Annotated in this window: 24 protein-coding genes; 7 read left to right on the forward strand and 17 right to left on the reverse strand. The window is 63.3% G+C overall.

Annotated elements, in window-relative coordinates:
* Positions 1-224: 224 nt before the first annotated feature.
* The 4 genes from NE609_RS09735 to mltG form a co-directional block, all read right to left on the reverse strand.
* Positions 225-1,076 carry a tyrosine-type recombinase/integrase gene (locus NE609_RS09735; RefSeq protein ID WP_256152402.1) on the reverse strand — a complete coding sequence of 284 codons (852 nt, stop codon included), beginning with the start codon at positions 1,074-1,076 and terminating at the stop codon, positions 225-227.
* A 302-nt stretch (positions 1,077-1,378) separates the two neighbouring features.
* A complete protein-coding gene (locus tag NE609_RS09740) occupies positions 1,379-2,125 on the reverse strand; it encodes a YebC/PmpR family DNA-binding transcriptional regulator (RefSeq protein ID WP_101549376.1) in 747 nt (248 codons plus the stop codon).
* 224 nt (positions 2,126-2,349) lie between these two features.
* Positions 2,350-3,576 (reverse strand): U32 family peptidase, encoded by a 1,227-nt coding sequence (locus NE609_RS09745; protein ID WP_256152403.1) that lies wholly within the window; start codon positions 3,574-3,576, stop codon positions 2,350-2,352.
* 14 nt (positions 3,577-3,590) lie between these two features.
* Entirely contained in the window at positions 3,591-5,129 is a 1,539-nt protein-coding gene (gene mltG / locus NE609_RS09750) for an endolytic transglycosylase MltG (protein ID WP_101549372.1), read from the reverse strand.
* 241 nt (positions 5,130-5,370) lie between these two features.
* Between mltG and NE609_RS09755 the strand changes: the two genes are divergently transcribed.
* A complete protein-coding gene (locus NE609_RS09755) occupies positions 5,371-5,529 on the forward strand; it encodes a hypothetical protein (RefSeq protein ID WP_158595633.1) in 159 nt (52 codons plus the stop codon).
* A 91-nt stretch (positions 5,530-5,620) separates the two neighbouring features.
* On the opposite strand, the gene NE609_RS09760 is transcribed toward NE609_RS09755, so the two are convergent.
* From NE609_RS09760 to NE609_RS09790, 7 genes are all read right to left on the reverse strand, one after another.
* The gene (locus tag NE609_RS09760) at positions 5,621-6,235 is read right to left on the reverse strand and encodes a 5-formyltetrahydrofolate cyclo-ligase (RefSeq protein ID WP_121586931.1); all 615 of its coding nucleotides are present in this window, start codon (positions 6,233-6,235) and stop codon (positions 5,621-5,623) included.
* On the reverse strand, positions 6,223-6,768 hold the full coding sequence (locus tag NE609_RS09765; RefSeq protein WP_101549368.1) for a DJ-1 family glyoxalase III: 546 nt from the start codon (positions 6,766-6,768) through the stop codon (positions 6,223-6,225). Before NE609_RS09765 ends, NE609_RS09760 begins: the two co-directional genes overlap by 13 nt.
* Positions 6,769-6,821: 53 nt before the next feature.
* Positions 6,822-7,697, reverse strand: a complete 876-nt coding sequence (locus NE609_RS09770) for a GNAT family N-acetyltransferase (protein ID WP_121586933.1) — start codon at positions 7,695-7,697, stop codon at positions 6,822-6,824.
* A 4-nt stretch (positions 7,698-7,701) separates the two neighbouring features.
* The gene (locus NE609_RS09775) at positions 7,702-8,616 is read right to left on the reverse strand and encodes a DUF2156 domain-containing protein (RefSeq protein ID WP_256152404.1); all 915 of its coding nucleotides are present in this window, start codon (positions 8,614-8,616) and stop codon (positions 7,702-7,704) included.
* Positions 8,617-8,619: 3 nt separating this feature from the next.
* Positions 8,620-9,291, reverse strand: coding sequence for a thymidylate kinase (locus NE609_RS09780; protein ID WP_256152405.1), 672 nt, complete (start codon positions 9,289-9,291; stop codon positions 8,620-8,622).
* Positions 9,288-10,079 carry an FAD-dependent thymidylate synthase gene (thyX, locus tag NE609_RS09785; protein WP_256152406.1) on the reverse strand — a complete coding sequence of 264 codons (792 nt, stop codon included), beginning with the start codon at positions 10,077-10,079 and terminating at the stop codon, positions 9,288-9,290. The genes NE609_RS09780 and thyX overlap by 4 nt, the downstream gene beginning before the upstream one ends.
* A 109-nt stretch (positions 10,080-10,188) precedes the next feature.
* A complete protein-coding gene (locus tag NE609_RS09790) occupies positions 10,189-10,983 on the reverse strand; it encodes a hypothetical protein (protein WP_101549358.1) in 795 nt (264 codons plus the stop codon).
* Between the two features lie 287 nt (positions 10,984-11,270).
* Here NE609_RS09790 and NE609_RS09795 point away from each other — a divergent pair, with 287 nt between their 5' ends.
* Genes NE609_RS09795 through NE609_RS09805 form a run of 3 tightly spaced genes read left to right on the forward strand, consistent with a single transcriptional unit; the run spans position 11,271 to position 12,440 of the window.
* Entirely contained in the window at positions 11,271-11,576 is a 306-nt protein-coding gene (locus NE609_RS09795) for a phage holin (RefSeq protein ID WP_256152407.1), read from the forward strand.
* Between the two features lie 2 nt (positions 11,577-11,578).
* Positions 11,579-12,232 carry an N-acetylmuramoyl-L-alanine amidase gene (locus NE609_RS09800; protein ID WP_256152415.1) on the forward strand — a complete coding sequence of 218 codons (654 nt, stop codon included), beginning with the start codon at positions 11,579-11,581 and terminating at the stop codon, positions 12,230-12,232.
* A 1-nt stretch (position 12,233) separates the two neighbouring features.
* A complete protein-coding gene (locus NE609_RS09805; RefSeq protein ID WP_101549352.1) occupies positions 12,234-12,440 on the forward strand; it encodes a hypothetical protein in 207 nt (68 codons plus the stop codon).
* A 97-nt stretch (positions 12,441-12,537) separates the two neighbouring features.
* Here NE609_RS09805 and NE609_RS09810 read toward each other — a convergent pair whose 3' ends face one another.
* From NE609_RS09810 to NE609_RS09835, 6 genes are all read right to left on the reverse strand, one after another.
* A complete protein-coding gene (locus NE609_RS09810) occupies positions 12,538-12,762 on the reverse strand; it encodes a hypothetical protein (RefSeq protein ID WP_256152408.1) in 225 nt (74 codons plus the stop codon).
* A 141-nt stretch (positions 12,763-12,903) separates the two neighbouring features.
* Complete coding sequence (locus NE609_RS09815) at positions 12,904-15,267, reverse strand: ATP-dependent helicase (protein ID WP_256152409.1); 2,364 nt, start codon at positions 15,265-15,267, stop codon at positions 12,904-12,906.
* 136 nt (positions 15,268-15,403) lie between these two features.
* Positions 15,404-16,582: a sodium ion-translocating decarboxylase subunit beta gene (locus NE609_RS09820; protein ID WP_256152410.1), complete on the reverse strand. Its 1,179-nt coding sequence runs from the start codon at positions 16,580-16,582 to the stop codon at positions 15,404-15,406.
* Between the two features lie 19 nt (positions 16,583-16,601).
* Complete coding sequence (locus NE609_RS09825; RefSeq protein WP_256152411.1) at positions 16,602-17,069, reverse strand: OadG family transporter subunit; 468 nt, start codon at positions 17,067-17,069, stop codon at positions 16,602-16,604.
* Positions 17,070-17,297: 228 nt separating this feature from the next.
* Positions 17,298-18,272 (reverse strand): galactose-1-phosphate uridylyltransferase, encoded by a 975-nt coding sequence (gene galT / locus NE609_RS09830; protein ID WP_101549341.1) that lies wholly within the window; start codon positions 18,270-18,272, stop codon positions 17,298-17,300.
* Positions 18,273-18,330: 58 nt separating this feature from the next.
* On the reverse strand, positions 18,331-19,611 hold the full coding sequence (locus NE609_RS09835) for a galactokinase family protein (RefSeq protein WP_256152412.1): 1,281 nt from the start codon (positions 19,609-19,611) through the stop codon (positions 18,331-18,333).
* Between the two features lie 210 nt (positions 19,612-19,821).
* Here NE609_RS09835 and NE609_RS09840 point away from each other — a divergent pair, with 210 nt between their 5' ends.
* The 3 genes from NE609_RS09840 to NE609_RS09850 all read left to right on the forward strand — a co-directional run bounded on the left by NE609_RS09840 (position 19,822) and on the right by NE609_RS09850 (position 21,928).
* A complete protein-coding gene (locus NE609_RS09840; RefSeq protein WP_121586945.1) occupies positions 19,822-20,673 on the forward strand; it encodes an AraC family transcriptional regulator in 852 nt (283 codons plus the stop codon).
* An 11-nt stretch (positions 20,674-20,684) separates the two neighbouring features.
* The gene (locus NE609_RS09845; RefSeq protein WP_256152413.1) at positions 20,685-21,566 is read left to right on the forward strand and encodes a mechanosensitive ion channel family protein; all 882 of its coding nucleotides are present in this window, start codon (positions 20,685-20,687) and stop codon (positions 21,564-21,566) included.
* Positions 21,567-21,745: 179 nt separating this feature from the next.
* Entirely contained in the window at positions 21,746-21,928 is a 183-nt protein-coding gene (locus tag NE609_RS09850; RefSeq protein WP_101549332.1) for a hypothetical protein, read from the forward strand.
* Positions 21,929-22,077: the final 149 nt, after the last annotated feature.

Raw genomic sequence — 22,077 nt, forward strand, 5'->3', positions numbered from 1 at the left:
CAATAGGCGGCCCGGATTTTTCGCCGTTTGGGACCGCCCGGGGGTATGCCGAAAATGCGCGTCAACGGTTCCTCGCCGCTGATGTGCTTTCGTGCAGGCCAAATACCCCTGGCAGGCGCGCGTCCAAAGCCGGCGGGGCTGTTTTATGCCTGATATGACCATTTATCGGTCCGGTTTGCAACATAATACGCATTATGTTGCTTTTTTGTTTCCCGGGCCTTTTCTCAGGGCACAAGGCCCAGCCGGTTGATGAGGCCGGCGTACTCCGTCTCGTTCGTCGCCGTATAGATCCGGGTGGTTTCGGTGCTGGCGTGGCCCAAAAGGGCCGCCAGCCCGGCGATGTCCCGGCTCTGCCGGTAATAGGTGCAGGCGAACAGGTGGCGCAGGTTGTGGGGATAGACCTTCCGCGGCTGCACCTTTGCGTCCGCGCTGAGGCTTTTCACCGCGCGCCAGACGGACGACCGGTGCATGGGCCTGCCGCTGCGGGTGACGAAGACCGGGCCCGACGTGATCCCCCGCTCCCCACAGTAGCGCAGGAGGATGCGCCGGAGGCGGTCGGGCAGGGGCACGACCCGGCATTTTCCCTTGCAGCGGATGGCCGCCCGGCCCTCCAGCACCGCCTCCTTCGTGATGAAGGGCAGTTCGCTGACGCGGATCCCGACGCCGCACAGGGTTTGCAGCAGCGCCTCGGCGCGCGGCTTTTTCCGGCTGCGCGCGGTCTCAAGCAGGCGCAGGTAGTCCGCCTTCTGCAATTCGCGCGACCGGTCCCGGAACGCCTGACGCTGGATTTTTAACAGCCGCACCCGGCAGTCGGGAAGGCCCAGGTAGGACAGCAGGGCGTTGACGGCCGCCAGCATGGAATTGACGGAGGACGCCTTATAGCCCTCGCCGACCAGATAGCGCTTGTAGGCCACCACCGCCTCCCTGTCCAGTGCCCGGCCCTCCGCCAGGAACCGGCCGAAGCGCACGATATCCCGGCGGTATTTGCTGACGGTGTTTTCGCTGCGCTCCTCGAGATAGAGGTTCCTCAGGAAGCCGTCGACCTCCGCCTTTTCCAGCTGTTTGACACTGCTCATATGCTTCTCTCCTTCCGTGATTGCCATAAGTATACCCATTTTTTTCGGGAGTTCAGCATGCGCACGGAAGTTCCGGAACTATAATTTCCACTGAATTTTTCGGCGCGTTTTTATTGCTTTTCACCTAATTTCGCGCCGCGAACCAGGGTCTGGAAGGCGGCTCCCAGCATCTGGCCGAATTGTGGGAAAGACCCGGGGATTCCGGGATTTTCCCGCCTCCTGAATTTTCCTTCCCGGCGCGCAAAAAAAGCGGGCGCGGCAGATGCCGCGCCCGCTGTTTCGTTATTTCCGCTCCGGGCCGGTCAGTCCTCGTCGGGCTCCTCCGGCTGGTCCCAGTTGTGGTAGACGTTCTGTACGTCGTCGTTGTCGTCGAACATGTCGAGCAGCTTCTCCATCTTCTGGGCGAGCTCCTCGTCGTCGATCTTCACCTTGGTCATCGGAATGTACTCGACCTCGGCGGAATCGTAGGTGTAGCCCATCTGCTCGAGCGCGCCCGCCACCTTCGCCACGTCGTTGGGCTCGGTGTAGATCTCGATCACGTCGTCGGAGCTGTAGTCATAGTCGGCCGCCCCGCACTCGAAGCAGTCGTCCATGACCTTTTCCTCGTCGTATTTGCCCTCCTCGTTGTCGATGACGATGACGCCCTTCTTTTCAAACAGGAAGGAGACGCTCCCGTTCTGGCCGAGGTTGCCGCCGCATTTGTCGAAGTAGTGGCGCAGGTCGCCCGCCGTGCGGTTGCGGTTGTCGGTGAGGGTTTCCACGATGACCGCCACGCCCGAAGGACCGTAGCCCTCGTATGTAATCTCCTCGTAGTCCTCCTTGCTGTCCCCCGCCTTTTTGAGCAGGCGCTCGATGTTGTCGTTCGGGACGTTGTTCGCCTTCGCCTTCGCAATCAGCGTCGCCAGCTTGGAGTTGTTCGCCGGGTCGGCTCCGCCCTCGCGCGCCGCAACGGTGATCTCGCGCCCGATCTTCGTAAAGATTTTCGCGCGCGCACCGTCGGTCTTTTCCTTTTTGCGTTTGATGTTTGCCCATTTGGAATGTCCGGACATATCCTTCAACCTCTCTTTGAAATCATGGTTTGGCGGTATTTCACCCATTCTTTCTTTTTTCCTGAAAAAGAAAGAACCAAAGAAAAATCGCTTACGGCAGGGCCTGCGGGCCCGGGTCAAGGGCTCCGCCCCCGGCGAAAGCCTTCGGCTTTCGCCTCACCCGCGGCTTTTGAAAAAGCCGGCAAAACGTTTGATGATATCCTGTGCGGAGATGGGCACGGCCGTCAAATCATTCCGTTCCCCTCGTTCTCCCCCGTAATCCTCCGGCGCAGCCAAGCGCCGGGCGGCACGGGAAACGGGCAGGGGATGCGGTAACGCCGCATCGGGTGGCAGGCCGTCTCCACGGCGCCCTCCCCGACGTCCTCGAGCGCCGTGACGGAAAGGGGGCGCGGGCTCTCGTGCGGAAGCAGCAGCTCCGCCTCCTCGCCGCGTGAAAAGCGGTTGCGCAGGCTCACTTCGAGCACGCCGTCCGACCAGCCCTCCGCCATCGCGAGCACCTCCCAGCCGCACAGGGAACCGCCGAATGCGGCGTTCTGGCCGGGCGCGCCGAAATAGAAGCCGGTCGAATAGGGCCGGTGGCTCACCTTCCCCACCTCTTCGAGGGCCCAGGGCGGAGGCTCCCCCCTCTGCATCCACGTGTCGAGCGCCGCCCGGTAGGCGGCGGTGACCGACGCGGTGTAGTAGGACGATTTTGCGCGCCCCTCGATCTTGAAGGAGGAGACGCCCGCTTCCGCCAGTTCGCCGACGTGTTCGATCATGCACAGGTCGTTCGCGTTGAGGATGTAGCTGCCCCGCCCGTCCTCCCCGATGGGAAAGTACTGGCCGGGGCGCTTCTCCTCCACGAGGCGGTAGCTCCAGCGGCAGGGCTGCGCGCAGGCGCCGCGGTTGGCGTCCCGGCCGGTGAGGTAGCTGCTGAGCAGGCAGCGCCCCGACACCGACATGCACATCGCGCCGTGGACGAACGCCTCGAGCTCGAGCCCGGGCGGGGTATTCTCCCGGATGCGGCGGATCTCCGCGAGCGAAAGCTCGCGCGCCAGCACGACGCGGGAGGCGCCGAGCTCATGGAGCGCGGACGCGGTCAGGTGGTTGACGACCCCCGCCTGGGTGGAGACGTGCAGCGGGATTTCCGGAACGATGCGGCGCGCGAGCGCCATCACGCCGAGGTCGGCGGCGATGAGCGCGTCCACGCCCGCCGAACGCGCCGCGCTTAAAAAGTCCGGCAACGCGTCCGCCTCCTCGCAGGAGGGCAGGGTATTGCACACGAGATAGACGCGGACGCCGTTTTCATGCGCGAAGGAGACCGCGCCGGCAAGCGCGTCCGGCCCGAGGGAGGCCGCGGCGCGCATGTTGAACCGCCCGGAGCCCAGGTAGACCGCGTCCGCGCCGAAGCGCACGGCGGCTTCCAGCTGCTCCCGGCCGCCCGCCGGAGAGAGTAGTTCTGGCTTTTGCAAGGGAACGCTCCTTTTTACTGCTGCGGCTCGCTGTCGCCGCCCTCGCCCGGCATCGTGATGCCGTGGTCGACCCCGATGCCGGCCGCCGCGATATTCGCTGCGTGCTCCTCGATCGTGGCCGCGTAATAGAACTTGCCGTCCTTGTCCGCGAGGAAGTAGTAGTAGTCGGTGTTCTGCGGATAGATCGCGGCCTTGATCGCGTCGACGCCCGGGTTGGAGATCGGCCCGACGGGCAGTCCGTCGCACACATAGGTATTGTATGCGTCGTACATCGGCTGATTGACCGGATCGTCCGGGTTTTCAAGATAGGGCTTGATGTCGTTTTCGACGTAGAAGATCGTCACGTCCGACTGGAGTTTCGGGAACTGCGCGGGATTTTCGAGGCGCTTGTGGAAGATGGAGGAGACCATCTTCATGTCGTCGGTGCGGCCCGCCTCCTTCTGGATGACCGACGCCAGCGTGATCGCCTGGTCGAGCGTCAGGTTCTGCGCCTTCATCTGCTGCTGGAGCTCGTCGGTGTTGACCATCTGGTCAAAGCGGTTGAAGAACTTCTGCACCACGGTGCCCAGATCCTCGCCCACGTAGAAGTCGTAGGTGTCGGGGAAGAAATAGCCCTCGTAGCGGCGGTAGCGGTTCGCGTCGTCGGGGATGTCGGCCAGGAAGGGGTATTTCTCCTCAAACGCCGCGCCGTTCTCCTCGAGGTAGCGGAAGAGGTCCTCCTTCTTGCAGACGCCGTTCTCCTCGAGCTTGTCCGCGATATCCGAAAGGGTCCAGCCCTCGTAGAAGATGAGGGTGACCTGCTCCGGCCCGGTGCCCGAACGGAAGGCGACGAAGATTTCATCGTAGCTCATGTTGGTGTTGAGGGTGTAGTCGCCGGGGAAGAAGGAGTCCGGGGAGACCTTCTTGAGCGTCGCGTAGAGGCGGAAGGTCAGCGGCTGGGTGACGATGCCCTCCTTCTGGAGCATCGAGGCGATCTCGGAGATCGAGAGGTCCTCGTCGGGCAACTCGAAGCTCACCTCGCCCTCCGGCTTATTGAGGCCGAACATGTCGCTCGCGCTCTGGAGCGCGAACATCGCCAGAAAGACCGAAAGCCCGAGCACGACGACCAGCACGAGCAGCGCCTTGAACCAGCGGCCGGCGCCGCCGCCCGAATGGCGGTCCCCGCCGTCGCCGCCGCCCGACCGGCCGCCTCCGCCCCCGCCGCTCCTCGGCGGGCGCGGCGACGAGGTCGACGGCTCGTAGAATTCCTCGTCGTCGATCTGCACCTTGAATTCGCGCCTGCGCGCGGTATTCGGGCGCACGGCGTCCGCGCCGCCCGCCTGCGCGGCGGGCGCGCGGTACTCGGGCGGGGGCTGCATCCGGCGCGCGGGGCGTTCCCGCACGGCCGCCGCTCCGGCCGGCCGGCGCTCCCTGGAAGCGCTGTAGCGCTGGTTATCCTCTTCAAAGTCAAAAGCGGGGCGGCGGGGCGGGGGCGTCTGCGCGGGCGCGGGGTCCTCGACGTCGTCCAGCTTAAAGTTCTTGATCAGGTCTTCAAACTCGTCCCGGTTGCTCATGTGTCCTCCTATCCTCCACCCGGCGGGAAGCCTTCCCGGGCCTGTGGCGGAAAAACCCAATGTACAATATATAATACCTCAATTCGGCATAATAATCAAATCTTTTAACGAGTTTCCCGTACAAATTTTTTCACCGCGCGCCCCGGGCGGACGGCAAAAAATTTCTCTTTCCGGTTGATGTAACCCATTTGCCGCTTCAGACATAGTATGAAACAAATCATCAACAGCGAGGTGTCAACTTATGTGTAACAACAATTGCTGCGGGTGCGGCATGCAGAACTGTGGATGCGGATGCGGTGGAAACGGCGGTTTCGGTTATGGCTACGGCAGCTGGATCTGGATCATCATCATCATTATCCTCCTTTGTGGTTGGGGCGGGTTCGGCGGCGGCTGCTGCTAATCCAAACAGACTCTACATCGACAGACTGTAACCACCTCCCCGCCCGGCGCGGGGGCAACGAAAATGACGGTTTCGGGCAAGCCCGAAACCGTCATTTCTTTTTTTTGCGTTCCGCCCCCGCCGCCTGCGGGACAAAAAGGCGCGCCTCGGTGACGATCAGGTCGACCGGCACGTCGTACCGGCCCTTCCACAGGCTCCTGCGCAGGTTCTGCGCGTAGACCAACCCGATCTTCGGGCCGGGATAGACCGACAGGAACCGGTCGTAATACCCCGCGCCGTATCCCAGTCGGTACCCGGCGCGGTCGTAGGCGAGCGCGGGCACGAGGCAGACGCTCCCCGAAAAGTCGGTGAGCAGGCGGCACCGCTCCCGCACCGGCTCGAGCACCCCGAAGGTCTGGCGCGCGAGGTCGTCCATCGAGGAAATTTCGTAGAATTCCATCTCGTGGGTGCCCTCAACGCAGCGGGGCGCGGCCACCTTTTTGCCGTCCGCGAAGGCGCGGGAGATGAGACACAGCGTGTCCACCTCGATGGGCAGCGAGACATAGGTCAGCAGGGTGGAGCACGCCGCGTATTCCCGCAGCGCGAGCACCCGGGCGCAGATCTTTTCATCCGCGGCCGCCTTCCAGCCGGGCTCCAACGCCCGCCGCCACGCCTTGATCTCCCCGCGCAGCCGCATTTTGAGCGGCCGAATGTCTATTCCCTGCATTGAATCGACCCGCGGATGGCGTCGGACGCCTCTTTCCCGGCGAGCAGCTCGACGAGCTTGAGCCCGAACTCCACGGCCACGCCCATGCCCCGCCCGGTGACGTACCGGCCGTCCACGCAGACGTAGGCGTCCGCCGGGATATTCGCGCCGCGCAGCTCCTTCTGGAAGGTCGGGAAGGAGGTCGCCGTGCGCCCTTCAAGCAGGCCGCGGTGACCCAGGATCGAGGGCGCCGCGCAGATGGCGGTGATCCACCTGTCGTGTTCGGCGGCGTAGGTGATGCAGTCCTGCACCTCCCCGCTCGCCTCGAGGTTGGGGGTACCGGGGATGCCGCCCGGCAAAAAGAGCAGCTCCATCGCCTCCTTGTCCACCTCGCCGGCGGTGACGTCGCACACGACGGGCACGCCGTGCGCGCTCGTGACGGTCCTGCCGCCCACCCCCGCCGTGCGCACCTCCAGTTTGGCGCGCCTCAGCACGTCGACGACGGCGAGCGCCTCGACCGTCTCAAATCCATCGGCCAGAAATACATAGATCATCTGTCAGCACCTCGATTGGTTAAAATATGGATGCCGCCCGGCGGGCGGCGCGTTCAGTCGAGCACCAGGTTCAGGTAGGGCGCCCCGCCCCCGCCGCCGAACACCCGCTCGCGCGCCTCGGGGTCGTACCAGCAGGTCACGCCCGCCGGCACCCGCTCGAGCGGATAGGGGCAGTCGAGGTCGAGCGGCAGGCGCAGGTGGTACTCGTCGGCGCCGAACTTGTGCTGGAGCACCGAGAGCGCCGTGCCGGCGGCCATCCCGTCGAGCGCGAGCTCCTTGACGTTCACCGCGCCGCCCTCCATGTGGCAGACGGCGATGGCCCGCGCGTCGCCGATCGTGATCGCCAGCGTCTCGCCGCCGCCAAAGGCCGTCTCGGTCATCCGGTAGGCGAGCGCGTCGCCGTCCCAGCGCACGAACATCGTGCGCCCGGCGAACGCCCGCTCGCGGATCTGCATAAACTCCAGGGGGTCGGCCTCGCTGATGAAAAAGCTGCCCGCAAAGGGCGCGATCTCCTCCCGCCCGACGACCGCCAGCCCGGAATAGAACTCGGTGTCGAACCCGCGCTTGCCGTAGAAGTTGTAGAGCGCGGCGCTCGAGGGCACGAGCACCGACAGCTTGACCCCCTCGGCGCGCAGCACCCTGTGGGCCGCCTCGAGCATCCGCGTGCTGATCCCTCGCCCGCGGTAGCTCTCCTTGGTCGCCACCGCGTAGACGTACCGCGCGGGCAGGATGCCCGCCCGCGTCACCACCGTCATCGGCAGCAGCGAGAGCATCGAGACGGGGTTCTCCCCGTCCATGAAGACCATCGTGTGCCGCGCGATGTCGTGGCTCGCGAAATAGAGGTCGACATACTCGTTGCTGTCGCCGAAGCATTCGCGCCACAGCTCTTTCAGCCGGGCGCGCATTCCTTCCTCCGCAAACCGGATCATACCGTCACCTCCCGCCCGAGGGTTCCTTCAGCACGGCTTCAAATTTTTCGAGGAGGATGGCGGGCCTGTAGGAGAGCTTCGCCTTGCGCAGCCCCTCGCTGCCCACGTCGTCCTCCCGGTTGACGTACCTGTAATCCGCGCAGTTGTGGGACACGAACTGCTGGTTGATCATCGGGTAGGCGCCCGCCACCGACGAAAACGCCTTTTCGATGTGCACGATGAAGGTATCCGAATTGAGCGGCAGGCCCATCGTATAGGCGACCACCCCGCCGTCCAGCCGGAGCAGCCCGCCCCGGAGCCCCAGCGCGGTAAAGTTGTCGAAACAGTTTTTGACCGCGCAGGTCTCCTCCGCCAGGCTCGGGTCCTCGCCGCAGCCGTTCTCCGCGCACCACGCCACATTCATCCGCCAGCATTCGGGCAGATTTTCGGGCGTGACCGCCTCATAGGCCCAGCGGCCCTCGTTCTCCGCCAGAAAGCGGTTGACGAAATTCCGTTTGCCGTGCAGCTTTTTGCCCGACAGGGTGATGAGCTTTTCACTCTCGTAGAGGTAGTCGAAGTTGTCGCGCGTCTCCGAGAAGGCAAACCGCCCGGGAAAGAGGGCCTCCAGCGCGGCGGTCCCCTCGCGGGGAACGCCGTTCATGTGGAAGGGGACCCCCAGCTCCGCCGCGTCCGCGACGAGCGCGTCGACGACCGGCCTGAGGTCGCCGCTGCCCGCCGGGTAGAGGTAGGAGTACGCGCCGCCCTCCCGGTGGGAGCGCACGAGGTAGTAGTCGTTCATCCGCGCGACCTCGATGTGGTAGATCGAACGGTAGATGAAATTGTTGGTAAAGGTGTATTCGCTGCCCCTCAGGTTCCCCATCCGGAGCAGCGGGTCGATCCATTCCTTGTCCGCAAGGGTAATTCTTCTGAAATCCGGCATAGCTTATAAGGACCTTTCTGTTGGGTTGACCGCCCGCCGGACCTCCTCGGCGATCTCCTCGACCGGGAAGGCGCGGTGCTCGTCCGAGCAGCGCACCACCCGCCAGCCGAAGTGTTCGGCGGCGTAGAGCGCGCAGACGCGGCACCGCCTCATATAGGCGAAATTCGCCTCGTGGATGTCCCGCTTAGACTCGTCCCCGTGGTAGCGGCCCGACAGCAGCGCCCGCGAAACGTCGGGATGCATGTCCAGGTAGACGACCGCGTCGGGGCGCGGGAGGCCGAGCTTTCCGTATTCAAAGTCCTCCATCCACGCGTGGAAGGCGGGCCATTCATCGGGGGGCAGCTTGGACATCTGGTGGATGAGATTGGAGGTCGCGTAGCGGTCGGCGACAATAGTATGCCCCGAAAGGTAGTCCGCCTTCCAGAACCGCTGGTAGCTCGCGTAGCGGTCGACCGCGTAAAAGCTGCTCGCGGCGTAGGGGCCGACGTCGTCGGCCTGTCCGAATTCGCCCGAAAGGTACATCTTGACGAGCGCCGACGACGGCTCGGCGTAGTCGGGGAAGCTCACCGCGCGCACCGGCACGTTCTCCCGGCGCAGCCGGTCGCAGAGGAGCTTTGCCTGCGTCTGCTTGCCCGAGCCGTCCAGCCCGTCGATGACAATCAGCCTGCCGGTCACGCCCGTCCCCCCTGCTTGAGCTCCGTGATGTGCTCGCGCACCTCCTGCGGCTTTCCACAGCTCATCTTGCCCTCGCGGCAGCCGCCGCGGCAGCAGGACGGCCCCGCGCTCGAAAAGAGGGTCGGCGCGACCGCGCTCACGAGCGCGAGCATCTGGTCGGCGACCGCCCGGATCTCCCACTGGGCGCGGTTGCAGCAGCGGTGCGCGAAGAAGTTATAGAGGCTGCGCGCGTTCATCGTGACGATCATCTTGGTGTCGCACGCGTTGGGCAGCACGAAGCGGGCGTCCTCGATCGCCAGCTTCTCCGCCTTTTTGGCGGCTTCCTTCTCCTCCATGCCCTCCGCGACGAGCGCGGCGGCGCGGCGCTTTTTGAGGATCGCGGCGATGCGGTCGTAGCTCTCCTGCGCCGCCTCCATCGCCTCCTCGAACTCGGAGAGCGCCTCGTCGTCCGCCTCGATCTCGGGAGGCAGGACGTAGTCGAACGCCTTCTCCCGCACGTACCGCTGGCTCTGCACGCTGTAGGAGGCCATGCGGTGGCGGGTGATCTGCGCGAGGAAGGCGCGCGAGACCCCTTCTATGCCGAAGGTGAAGCTCGCGTGCTCGATCGGGCTCTCATGGCCGATCTCCGCCAGCATCTGCACGAAATCGGACGCCTTTTCCTCGGTGAGGTTGTCCATCAGATCGCCGAGGGACGCCGAGGAATAGCACAGCTTGGCCGCCGAGGCGACCGTCTTTTCCGGGTTGGGGGTGTGGCTGATCAGGGTGACTTTGGGCTGTACCTTTGGCATTGCGCATCCTCCTGTTTTTAAAAAAACGTCCGCGTCCGGCGGGGCGGGACCCCGCTTCAAAGGGGTTCATCCGCCCGCGCCGGACGATATCCGTCGCCGGGATTTCTGTTTAAAGCTGATCCGCTTCGGAGAGCTTCGGCGGGAAAAACTGGTTGAGGGGGAATTTGATCTTGCGGAAGACCTCGCAGGGGTCCTCGGTGGAATTGCTCGTGCTCTCCTTATCCGGCACCGCGTAGTCGTAGGCCGGGATCATCATCTGCACGCTGCGCTCAAGCTGGACGATGGTGAACAGCCCGATCGTGATAAGTACCACCTTTTCCGGCTTGCAGACCGCGAAGTCGCCGTCGAACAGGTTGCAGATCGAACCGGGCAGGGTCACGCCGGACTCAAACGCACGGCCGCAGCCGCACTCGACCAGCTTGCTGTCGAGGCACATCGGGTCGACCACATGGACGCTCGCCTTGGGCATGTTGGTGTTGTCGTGGTCGATGCCGCCGCGCGGGTCGGTCGAGTTGTAGACCTTGACGTTCCCGTCGGAGCCGTAGAGGATGACCTTCTTGGAGAAGGCCGCGATTCCCACCACATTGGCCGGAGGGGCCACCGGGGAGGTGTAGGCGCTGACCGTCACTTTGAAGAAGAAGGTGAGATCGACCGAGTAGAAGCCCTTGTTGAAGGGCACCGGCTCGACGTCGAGGTAGACGGTGATGATTTCCACGTCTTTGCATTTGATGCTCATCGCGCTGTCGATCACCGGCTGGGCGCGGTCAGTAAAGAATACCTGCAAATCCGTCAGGCAGTCCTTATCGGTGCAGGAATCATAGATCCTGCCGGCATCTATGCATACTGCTTCCTTGAAACAGTTTGCTCCGGTCGCGGTAACAGGAGCTGTTCTTTGCTCTGCCATATGAATCCTCCTAGTTATGTTTTGAGCTGTACTCAATACATTTTATGAGCGATTCGTCTTTTTGTGCATCGGCAGAGAAATTTTCGTTCCATCCCTATTTTATCATGCCAAAAGACATCCGTCAATTTACCCTTCCCGCGCTTTTGGGCTGTCCGGATTATCTCCCCCTTCGGCGTAAACCGGCGTTTTTCCCCTGTTTGGGAGGGCCGTTTTCTTGATAACAACCATAGGTTGTGGTACAATAAAATTGCAGGGAACGATGAAACCAATCAAGAAGGGGGAATCTGATGAAAATCAATTGGGCCGTGCGGTTCCAGAATCCACTCTGGTGGGCGCAGATCGCATGTGCCGTACTGCTGCCCATCCTCGCCTATTTCGGCCTCTCGTGGGAGGACATGACGAGCTGGGCCGCGCTCGGGGCGCTCTTTGTGCGCGCCGTGCAGAACCCCGTCGTCGTGGTGTCGGTGCTCGTGAGCGTCTTTAACGCGGTGGTCGACCCGACCACCGCGGGCGTCGGGGACAGCCGCCTCGCGATGACCTACGCAGCCCCGCACCGGGACCGCCGGACGGATGGGAGGGAAGCGCGATCGTAAAAATCTGCCTTGACCCGGGGCACGGCGGCGCCGACCCCGGCGCGGTGCTCAAAAGCCGGTACGAAAAGGACGACGTCCTGCGCCTCGCGCGCGCCCTCAAGCCCCTGCTGGAGGCGCAGGGGCTCGGCGTGGTGCTCACCCGCGATTCGGATGCGGCCCTGCCGATCGCCGAACGCTGCCGCATCGCCAACGAGGCGGGCTGCGCCTACTTCTTGAGCCTCCACCGCGACGCGGCGGACCCCTCCGCGCGCGGCGTGGGCCTGTGGGTGCACAGCGGCGCAGACTGGCCAACCGTGCAGAAGGCGCAGGACATCCTGACAGAGCTGCTCGCCGTCACGCCGGTGCGGGACCGGGGGGTGCGCAAGGGGACCCCGCAGAACTACCGGGATTTCGGCGTCAACACGGGCACCGTCATGGCCTCCGCGCTGCTCGAGCTGGGCTTCCTCACCAACGAAGAGGACAACGCCCTGTTCGACCGCTATCTCCCGCAGTACGCCGAGGCGGCCGCGCGGGGGCTCTGCCGGGCGGTGGGGATCGCCTACCGCGCCCCCGCGGCCGGGGACGCGCCGCGGGACCCGGCGCGGGAGACGGTTCGGGCCGCGCTCGACGAATTGGCCGCGGCGCTCGAAAACGCGCGCCGCAGACTGGGGGTGTGAGATGGACTGCTCAAAGAACCAGCCGTGCGAATCGCTGCGCGCGCTGGAACAGAAGGTCGACGGGAAGTTCCGGGAATACGACGAGCGGCTCGGGGACGGCGAGGTGAGCTTCGCCGTCATCAAGACCAAGCTCAACCTGATCCTCGGCATCCTCGCCGCGATCGGCGGGTGCCTCGTCCCGGTCTTGCTCAACCTGATCTTTTCATAAGGCGGGGAGCGGTCTCCTCCCTCCCCCGCCCGGCAAAAAACCGGGGCCGCGTTTTACGCGGCCCCGGTTTTTTCTTCATTGAACCATATGTACCCGTTCAGGCGCTCGCCAGCGACTCGCCCATCAGCTCCCGGTAGCGCCGCTCCATCTGCCTGGCCTGGTAGCCGAGCAGGGCGGTTTCGCCGTCCAGCCGGACAAGCGCGGGAGAGCTGTAGGGCTCGCCGTTTTCCAGCAGAGCGCCCATCTTCCTGCGGTTGTTCCCGATCTTTTTCCACCTGTTCTCGATTTGGACCGCGAGGATCCATTTTTTGATTGCGTTCATCTGTTATCCCGTCCTTGACTTTTTTCGACAGCGTTATCTTTCGTTCGCTGCAATTACATTATACGCTCTGTAATTGGCGGAATCTGTCGAATCGGAGAAGGGCGTTTTTAACAAATCGTGAACATTCGACCAAAAAACCCGTTAAACCTTCTTCAGGCGGGCAAATTTCGCCATAACCTTCTTGGTTCCGACACCGTCGAACGCCACCTCCACAAGGTGATCGTTGCCCATCGGCGTGACTGAGATCACCATGCCGCCGCCGAACACCTTGTGTATGACCCCGTCCCCCGGCCGCAGGTCGAAGCCCTCGTCGGGCACGGGCTGGCGGCCCACCCCCAGCATCCGGTCGCTCTCGGAGTAGCGGGGCTTTTTCGCCGGCATGGCGGCCGCCTGCTGGCGGCGGAGCAGCGTCTCGTCCTCCGTCTCGCACAGCTCCGGCGGGATCTCCGCCAAAAACCGCGAGGGGCGGTTGCGCATCGTCTGCCCGAAGAGCATCCGCTGCGCCGCGTCGGAGATGTAGAGCTGCTTTTTGGCGCGGGTGATCGACACGTAGGCGAGCCGCCGCTCCTCCTCCACCTGCGCGGGGTCGTACATCGCCTGCACGCCCGGGAAGATCCCCTCCTCTGCGCCCGCGATGAAGACGTTGTCGAACTCGAGCCCCTTGGCCGAGTGCATCGTCATCAGCACCACCGCGTCGTCGTTCGGGTCGTATTTGTCGATGTCGGTGTAGAGGGAGATCTCCTCCAGGAAGCCAGAGAGGGAATGCTCGGCGTTCTCCTCCTCATAGCGGTTCATCGTGCTCTTGAGCTCCTCGATGTTCTCGATCCGCGTCTGGCCCTCAAAGCCCTCCGCCTGGAGCATCGCAAGGTAGCCCGTCCGGTCGAGCAGCTCGTCGAGCAATTCGCCCAGCGGCAGCGTGTCCGCCGCCTCCATCAGCCCGCGCATCATCGCCGCGAACGCCATGAGGTCTGCGGTCTTGCGCCCGAGGGAGGCGTATTCGTCCGCGTGCTCGAGCACGTCGAACATCGTCGCGCCCGTCCCGGCGGCGATTTCCGCCACCGCGTTGACCGTGCTGTCTCCGATCTTCCGCTTGGGCTCGTTGATGATCCGCCGCAGGCGCAGCGAATCCGACCGGTTGCTCAGCACGCTCAGGTAGGAGACAATATCCTTGATCTCCTTGCGCTCGTAAAAGCGCAGCCCGCCGATGATGCGGTAGGGGATGCCCGCCTTGACCATGCCGCGCTCGAGCATCTGCGACTGGGCGTTCATGCGGTAGAGCACCACATGGTCGGAATACTTCGCGCCCGCCTGCACGTTGGCCTGGATCGTGTCGCAGATGAACTGCGCCTCCCCGTTTTCGTCGGCGGCGCGGTGCACCCGCACCTTGACCCCCTCCCCGTTCTGGGTCCAGAGGGTCTTGCCCTTGCGCTCGGTGTTGTTCGAGATGACCGCGTTGGCCGCGTCGAGGATCGTTTCGGTGCTGCGGTAGTTCTGTTCCAGCCGGAAGACCTTCGCGCCGGGGAAGTTGTCCTCGAACTGGAGGATGTTTTCGATCGTCGCGCCGCGGAATTTATAGATGCTCTGGTCGTCGTCGCCGACGACGCAGAGGTTCCCGCTCTCGGAGGCGAGCAGCCGCACGAGCTCGAACTGCGCGCGGTTGGTGTCCTGGTACTCGTCCACCATGATGTAGCGGAAGCGGTTGCGGTAGTAGTCGAGCGCCTCGGGAAACTCCTTGAAGAGCCGCACCGTCAGCATGATGATGTCGTCGAAGTCGACCGCGTTGGCGTCCTGGAGCTGCTTCTGGTAGATCTCGTACACCTTGGCGACGACCTGCTTGTAGTAGTCGTCCCCCACGCCGGCCTCGTAGCCGCCGGGGGTCAAGAGCTCGTCCTTCGCGCGGCCGATCGCGGAGAGCACCCCCTTGGGGGCGAACCGCTTGTCGTCGATGTTGAGCTCCTTGAGCGCGCCCTTGATCACCCGCAGCGAGTCGTCGGTGTCGTAGATTGCAAAGCTGCGCCCGTAACCGAGCCGCTCGATCTCGCGCCGCAGGATGCGCACGCACGCCGAATGGAAGGTCGAGGCGCCCACGTCGTCCGCCGTCGGCCCGAGCATCGCCGAAAGCCGCTCCCGCAACTCCCCGGCGGCCTTGTTGGTAAAGGTGATCGCGAGGATGTTCCAGGGCATGACGGTGTGGCTGCGGATGAGCGTAAAGGCGCGGTCGGAATCCCAGCTCTCCCCGTCGGCGTACTCCTCGAGGAAGGCGACGTCCTCCGCCGTGACCTGCTCGGGCATCCAGGTGCTGTGATAGGCATCCCCGAAGAGCACCATGTTCGCGATGCGGTTGATGATGACCGTCGTCTTCCCGCTGCCCGCGCCCGCCAGGATCAGCACCGGGCCGTTCAGCGTGTAGACCGCCTGCTTCTGCATCGGGTTCATCCGGGAAAAGAAGTCGTCGATGATGCGGCGCCGCGCCGCTGTGTACCGGTCTTTCAGCGATAAATCCATTGCGTTTCCCCACACATTCCGTTGTTTGGCCGGGCGCGTTCCGCGCCCGCGGCAACTACAGTATACCACATTTCCCGACCCGTGGGAACGTAAAAAAGGCGGCCCGCATGGGCCGCCTTTTTATCGATATCGAACATTACTTGAGGATGGAGAGCAGGACGCCCGCGGCCACGGCGGAGCCGATAACGCCGGCGACGTTCGGACCCATCGCATGCATGAGCAGGAAGTTGGTCGGGTTCTCCTTCTGGCCGACCTTCTGCGAAACGCGCGCCGCCATCGGGACGGCCGACACGCCGGCGGAACCGATCAGCGGGTTGATCTTGCCGCCCGAGAGGACGTACATCAGGTCGCCGAGCAGCACGCCGCCCGCGGTACCGAACGCGAACGCGATGAGGCCGAGGACGATGATGCCGAGGGTCTGCGGGGTGAGGAACCGCTCCGCGCTCGCCGTCGCGCCGACGGTGACGCCGAGGAAGATGGTGACGATGTTCATCAGCTCGTTCTGCGCCGTCTTGTTGAGGCGGTCGACCACGCCCGACTCACGGAAGAGGTTGCCGAGCATGAGCATGCCGATCAGCGGGGCGGTGTCGGGAACGAGGAAGGATACCAGGATCGCAACGAGGATCGGGAAGACGATCTTCTCGAGCTTGGAGACGGGGCGCAGCTGCTCCATCCGGACGGCGCGCGCCTTCTTGGTGGTGAGCAGCTTCATAATGGGCGGCTGGATGATCGGGACCAGCGCCATATAGGAGTAGGCCGCGATGGCCACCGAGCCGAGCAGGTGCGGAGCCAGCTGGGTCGTCGTAAAGATCGCCGTCGGGCCGTCCGCGCCGCCGATGATGCCGATCGAGCCGGCCTCGGCGGGAGTAAAGCCGAGCGCCAGCGCGCCGAAGAAGGCGAGGAAGATGCCGAGCTGGGCGGCCGCGCCCATGAGGAAGCTCTTGGGGTTCGCGATCAGCGGGCCGAAGTCGGTCATGCAGCCGACGCCGAGGAAAATCAGCGGCGGGTAGATGCCGAGCTTGACGCCGAGGTAGAGGTAGTCGAGCAGGCCGCCGCCGTTGGCAAGCATCTCCCACGCGATATGCCCGGTGTCGTTGATGAAGATTTCAGGGTGGTACATTCCCGCCATCGGCAGGTTGGTCAGCAGCATGCCGAACGCGATCGGCAGCAGCAGCAGCGGCTCGAAGCCCTTGCGGATCGCAAGGTACATGAGCACGAAGGAAACCAGAATCATCAGGGCCTGCCCGCCGGTCAGGTTCTGGAAGCCCGACTTGGACACGATCGTCTGGACCGAGTCCGCAAAAATTTCAAACATTGTCTCTGCCCTCCGTCAATCAAAAAGGTTGGGTGTTCTGCATCATGCCGGCCTGCGCCCAGGAGGTGCGCTCCCGCGCGCGGCGGATGCTGCGCAGGACAAAGCCGCCCTCGGCCGCGGGCTGGCCGCTTTCGCCGCCGCCGAACATCGAGGCGACCGCCGCCGAGATCACCGCGATGATATCGTCTCCGATACCCTCCTCGACGATCGGCTGGATCACCATGGTGGGAGCCGGAGCCGGAGCCGCCGGCGCGGCGGGTGCCGGAGCCGGGGCCGCCGCCTGCTGCGGGGCCGCCTTGGGTGCCGCCGGTGCGGCGGGCTTGGGGGCCGCGGCGGGCTGCGCCGGTTTTTTCGGCGAGCCCAGGCCGGTGGAGACGAAGAGCTTTCCGATCAGCCAGACGATCAGCGAAAGACCGATCAGCGCCACAAAGACGACCACCAGACCCGTGATGATGACTGCGCCCGCAAGGGTAAAATCAATATTCATGCCCATTCTCCTTGCTATATATTTGGTAAAATGATACAGGAAATTGGTTTCTACAAAAAATCGAAACCAGAACTAAGTATACTATATCTTGCGGGTATTTGCAACGCCTTAACGCCGCAATTTTGAAAAAATTTTAACAAACATTTCATGAAAAATCCATCTCCCCCGCCCAAAAAGACAAAGCGGCCGTCCTTCCGGGCGGCCGCTTTGTGGGGGCTCCACAAGCGCTTATTTAAGGGTGTCCATATACCGCCCGTACGCCTCGCGAAGCTCGGCGGCGGTCTCCTCGGGACGGGTCGGGTTGCAGTGCGCCCACGCGCCCGTTTCGCTCGAGGCGTTGAATTTGACCTTGTCCGCGCTGCGCATCGGCGGGAAAAATTCGATGTGGAAGTGGTAGCTGTCCTTCACATCCGGGCCGTTCACCGGGGCGTTGTGCATACACATCATATAGGGGAACTTGTAGCCGAAGAGGCTGTCGAGCATGCCGACCGTGTGCTTGATGGTGACGGCCAGTGAACGGCGCTCCCCGGGGGTGAACTCAAGGAGGTTCGATTTGTGGGAGTTGGCGAAGATGTACACGCCGTAGGGGTACTCGGTGAAGAAGGGCAGGAAGACGGTAAAGTGCTCGTTCTGGAAGATCACCCGCTGGCCGAACTTTTGCTCCTCGGCGAGCATGTCGCAGAAGAGACATCTGCCCTTTTCAGCGTAGTATTCGCCCGACGATTTGAGCTCGAGCTGGAGCTTCTTGGGCACGAAGGAGTAGCCGTAGATCTGGCCGTGCGGATGGGGCATCGTAACGCCCACCGCCTCGCCGCGGTTTTCAAAGATGAAGACATATTTGATCTTTTCGTCCTGCGAGAGCTTTTCAAACCGCTCGCACCACAGGTCGACCAGCTTCGCCATATGGTCGTCCGACAGTTCGGGCACCGTCGTCGTGTGCCCGGGCGAATAGAGGATGACCTCGCATTTGCCGTAGGCGGGCGCGGTTTTGAAGAAGTCGTTCGCCACGTCGTCCGGCTCGGGGGGCGTCTGGCTCAGCGCCGGGAAGTCGTTGTCGTATTCGAGCACGTCGTAGTGGTCCGGCACCTTGCCCGAGCCCGGACAGAAGGGGCACCAGTCCTTGGGCATCTGCGGGCGCGCCTGCCGGTGGGAAGCGATCATGACCCAGTCCTGTGTCAGGGGATGCCATCTTAATTCAGCCATTCTGATTCCTCCTGTATGTATCTGATCGGTGTATCGTTTCCTGTTAACCGGGCGCGCCTTACAGGGCGCAGAGGTCCACCCCGCCGACCGGGCGGATGGAGAGCACGTGGCAGTGGTTTGCGCCGAACACCGCCTCCATCGCGGCCTTGTAGCCGTCGAGCAGGTCCTCGGGGACGAACGCCTGGATGGTCCCGGCGAAGCCGCCGCCGTGGACGCGCCACGCGCCGCGGCCGGCCAGCAGGTGCTCGCTCATCGCGAGCGCGAGGGAGAGGCCCTGCTCGTCGGGGTTCTTGCAGGTGTAGACGTTTTGCAGGTACATGAAGGAGGAGCGCCCGCTCTCGATCACAAGGCGCTTGAATTCCTCAAAGTCGCCCGCCCTGAGCGCGGCGACCTGCCTGGGCACCCGGTCGTTGTCCGCGTAGAAGTGGAAGGCGCGCAGCAGGGCGCGGTCGGTGCACTTGCCGCGCAGCGCGGGCAGCGCCGCGTAGAAGGTCTCCGGCGCGACGTCGCGCAGCACCTTCCCGCCGAGCGCCTCCGCCACCGCGCGCATCTCGACCGGCGCGGCGGCGTAGTCGCCGGTGAGGTCGGCGTGGTTGCCGCCCGTGTCGACGACGCAGAGCTTGTAGCCCGAATGGGCGAAGTCGAAGTCCACCTTTTCGACGATGGGCTTCTCCGGGTTTTGAAAGTCGATCGTGATGAAGCCGCCCACCGAGCAGCCCATCTGGTCCATGAGGCCGCTCGGCTTGCCGAAATAGGCGTTTTCGGCGTACTGGCCGATCTGGGCGATCTGCACCGGGGTCGCCGCGCCGCCCGCGTAGAGGCAGTTGAGCATCGTGCCGACGATCGTTTCGAACGCGGCCGACGAGGAGAGGCCGGAGCCCTTGAGCACGCTGGAGGTGGTGTAGGCGTCGAAGCCGCCGATGCGGTAGCCGAGGGCGGCAAACTTGGCGGCCACGCCGCGGATGAGGGAGGCGGCGGTGTTCTTTTCACACTCCCGCACCGACACGTCGGAGAGGTCGATGGTGTCCATCGGGAAGCCCTCCGACTGAATGCGGATGACGTTGTCGTCGTTCCTGCCGGCCACCGCGATCACGTCGAGGTTGACGCCCGCGGCCAGCACCCGTCCCTGCTGGTGGTCGGTGTGGTTGCCGCCCACCTCGGTGCGCCCCGGGGCGCTGAAGAGCCCGACCTCCCGGCCCGCGCCGAAGAGCTTTTCAAACTCCCCCACCGCGGCCTCATAGCGTTCCCGCTGGAGCGGCGCCTTTTCGCTGTAGAGATAGTCGAACGCCCGGTCCAGCCCGCCGGAAGTGATCCTGGATCGCATCTCCTGTGTCTTCATACCATTTCCTCCATCGTTTTGTCGTGTCGCCGGTCCGTTTCCGATGGGGTCCCGCCGCGCGCGGGGCCCTCTCAATATCTGTAATTTTAGCTTAACGCAAATTGTACGGAATTTCAACACAAAAAAGTCCCATTTTTATGGACGATTGTTGCAGTAAATCGCCTTTTTGATTATACTAATTAGGAGACGCAAAATAAAGGGGGCCTTCCTATGGCAGACGGCATCTTCAAACACTCCTATAAGACCAAAACGCGCGAAAGCCTGCCCATCGCCATCTATAACGCCGGCGTGCAGCAGTGCGAGCCATCCCACACCTGGGGGCCCGGCCTGCGGGACCACTTTCTCGTACACCACGTCATCTCCGGGCGCGGCAGCTATACCGCCGGCGGCGTCACCCATGAGGTGGGCGCGGGCGACACCTTCATCGTCTACCCCTCGGTCATCGTGACCTACCGCGCGGACGACGCAGACCCGTGGGAATACTGCTGGGTGGGCTTCAACGGCGCGGAGGCCAAGCTGCTGATGGCCCAGACCCCCTTCACCCGCGAAAAGCCGGTCGTCCGCTTTGAGGACCCGTCCGCCATTGAGAGCGCCATTACCGGCATCTACCGCGCCTCCGGCACCACCCCTGCCAGCGAGCTGCGCGCCATCGGCCTGCTCTACCTCTTCCTCGCGCTGCTCACCGAGCAGCCGGGCGCGCCCGCGCCCGCCGCCGGGCTTTCGCTCGAATATGTCGAGAGCGCCATCCGGTTCATCGCGCACAACTACTCCGGTTCGATCGACGTCAGCGACATCGCCGCCTCGGTCGGCATCAGCCGCAGCCACCTCTACCGGGTGTTCATGCGGCATATCGGCACCTCCCCCAACGAATACCTGACCAAGTTCCGCATCTCCCAGGCGGTGGAACTGATCGAGCGTTCCTCCCTGCCCGTCTCGGCGGTCGCCGCGTCGGTCGGCTATGACGACTCCCTCTACTTCTCCCGCGTGTTTAAAAAGATCACCGGCGTATCCCCCTCCTCGTACATCAAAAAATCCGCCTCCCACGCCGGGAAGGCGGATTGAAAGGAGCCTTCATGGAAACCATCGACACCTCCTCCGCCGCCTCCGAAATCCAGGAGGTGGTGAACGCCCTCACCAGCATGCCCTCCGACACCCGGTGGAACTACCTGTGGCACAAATTTCTCGACTTCGCCCCCCGCCTGCTGACGGCGCTCATCATCCTCGCGGCCGGCATCCTGCTTGTGCGCTGGATCTGCTCCTTCTCCCGCAAAATGCTTAAGCGCTCCAAGCTCGACCCCACCCTGCATAATTTCATCGTTTCGATCATCTGCGCGGTGCTCTATATCGTACTCGGCATCATCGTCGTCACCGTGCTCGCCCCCTCCGCCGCCGGGTCGCTCATCGCCCTCTTCGGCGTCTTCGGCCTGGCGGTCTCGCTGGCCGTCAAGGACTCCCTCGCGAACCTCGCGGGCGGCATGTCGGTGCTCTTTACCAAGCCCTTTGCGCTCGGCGACTATGTCCGCATCAACGGCAACGAGGGCACCATCCAGGAGATCCGCCTCAACTACACGATCCTGAAGACCTTCGACAACAAGGTCGTGCACATCCCCAACGGCGACGTGGCCAAGGCGGAGATCGTCAACTTCACCTATGAGCCGACCCGCCGCCTCGACCTCGTCTTTTCGATCGGCTACGGCGACGATTTTGAGAAGGCCAAGCGGATCATCCGCGGCGCGCTCGACGACAACCCCCTTGCGCACCGGGATCCCGAGCCGGTCGTCCGCATGTCCGAGCACGGCGACTCCGCGATCAAGATCGCCTGCCGCGTATGGGTGGACACACCCGACTACTGGACGCTCAACTTTGACCTGCTCGAGGAGGTCAAGCGCCGGTTTGACGCGGAAGGCATCTCGATCCCCTACAACCAGATGGACGTTCATCTGCACGGCAAATGATAAAACGCCTCGCGGCCAAGCCGCGAGGCGTTTTTGTCAGCTTCCGAAACCGTTTCCCTATGTAGAAGCTGTAACTCCATTATAATTAATAATCCCCATGTTTGCAATATTAATATCTTGCAAAATAAGGTGTATATATTCGTGCAATTTGCATCTACAATAATAATCAGGTGATGCAGATGCTCGAAATAAAAAAGCAGGACCCCGAGAAAGTAAACAAAACTTTCCGTTTGCCCAAAAGTCTGGTTGACCGGATGGAACAAATTGCTCAGGCTAAAAATATTTCACTCAATGCGCTTGTTGTGCAGTTTTTTGAGTACGGGTTGGCTCATCTCAAAGCAGACACCGATGAGGTTGAATAAGGGAGCGGGGAATATCCCCGCTCCCTTTTCGTTATGGTTTGTGGCATACCGCGCTCCGACGGCGGGCTTGGATTTGCCGCTCATTGAGCGGTGCAGTTGCCGGGTCCCGCCCCGGCGGGCGGCCCCATTTCTTGTACGGACAAGAAATG

Source organism: Anaerotruncus sp. DFI.9.16 (genome assembly GCF_024461615.1).
Taxonomy (GTDB): domain Bacteria; phylum Bacillota; class Clostridia; order Oscillospirales; family Ruminococcaceae; genus Anaerotruncus; species Anaerotruncus massiliensis.

Excerpts from the sequence above, each read along its gene's own strand:
- NE609_RS09735 (WP_256152402.1), bottom strand. The coding sequence starts at position 1,076 with ATGAGCAGTGTCAAACAGCTGGAAAAGGCGGAGGTCGACGGCTTCCTG.
- NE609_RS09740 (WP_101549376.1), bottom strand. The coding sequence starts at position 2,125 with ATGTCCGGACATTCCAAATGGGCAAACATCAAACGCAAAAAGGAAAAG.
- mltG (WP_101549372.1), bottom strand. The coding sequence starts at position 5,129 with ATGAGCAACCGGGACGAGTTTGAAGACCTGATCAAGAACTTTAAGCTG.
- NE609_RS09755 (WP_158595633.1), top strand. The coding sequence starts at position 5,371 with ATGTGTAACAACAATTGCTGCGGGTGCGGCATGCAGAACTGTGGATGC.
- NE609_RS09760 (WP_121586931.1), bottom strand. The coding sequence starts at position 6,235 with ATGCAGGGAATAGACATTCGGCCGCTCAAAATGCGGCTGCGCGGGGAG.
- NE609_RS09765 (WP_101549368.1), bottom strand. The coding sequence starts at position 6,768 with ATGATCTATGTATTTCTGGCCGATGGATTTGAGACGGTCGAGGCGCTC.
- NE609_RS09770 (WP_121586933.1), bottom strand. The coding sequence starts at position 7,697 with ATGATCCGGTTTGCGGAGGAAGGAATGCGCGCCCGGCTGAAAGAGCTG.
- NE609_RS09775 (WP_256152404.1), bottom strand. The coding sequence starts at position 8,616 with ATGCCGGATTTCAGAAGAATTACCCTTGCGGACAAGGAATGGATCGAC.
- thyX (WP_256152406.1), bottom strand. The coding sequence starts at position 10,079 with ATGCCAAAGGTACAGCCCAAAGTCACCCTGATCAGCCACACCCCCAAC.
- NE609_RS09790 (WP_101549358.1), bottom strand. The coding sequence starts at position 10,983 with ATGGCAGAGCAAAGAACAGCTCCTGTTACCGCGACCGGAGCAAACTGT.
- NE609_RS09795 (WP_256152407.1), top strand. The coding sequence starts at position 11,271 with ATGAAAATCAATTGGGCCGTGCGGTTCCAGAATCCACTCTGGTGGGCG.
- NE609_RS09805 (WP_101549352.1), top strand. The coding sequence starts at position 12,234 with ATGGACTGCTCAAAGAACCAGCCGTGCGAATCGCTGCGCGCGCTGGAA.
- NE609_RS09810 (WP_256152408.1), bottom strand. The coding sequence starts at position 12,762 with ATGAACGCAATCAAAAAATGGATCCTCGCGGTCCAAATCGAGAACAGG.
- NE609_RS09815 (WP_256152409.1), bottom strand. The coding sequence starts at position 15,267 with ATGGATTTATCGCTGAAAGACCGGTACACAGCGGCGCGGCGCCGCATC.
- NE609_RS09820 (WP_256152410.1), bottom strand. The coding sequence starts at position 16,582 with ATGTTTGAAATTTTTGCGGACTCGGTCCAGACGATCGTGTCCAAGTCG.
- NE609_RS09825 (WP_256152411.1), bottom strand. The coding sequence starts at position 17,069 with ATGAATATTGATTTTACCCTTGCGGGCGCAGTCATCATCACGGGTCTG.
- galT (WP_101549341.1), bottom strand. The coding sequence starts at position 18,272 with ATGGCTGAATTAAGATGGCATCCCCTGACACAGGACTGGGTCATGATC.
- NE609_RS09835 (WP_256152412.1), bottom strand. The coding sequence starts at position 19,611 with ATGAAGACACAGGAGATGCGATCCAGGATCACTTCCGGCGGGCTGGAC.
- NE609_RS09840 (WP_121586945.1), top strand. The coding sequence starts at position 19,822 with ATGGCAGACGGCATCTTCAAACACTCCTATAAGACCAAAACGCGCGAA.
- NE609_RS09845 (WP_256152413.1), top strand. The coding sequence starts at position 20,685 with ATGGAAACCATCGACACCTCCTCCGCCGCCTCCGAAATCCAGGAGGTG.
- NE609_RS09850 (WP_101549332.1), top strand. The coding sequence starts at position 21,746 with ATGCTCGAAATAAAAAAGCAGGACCCCGAGAAAGTAAACAAAACTTTC.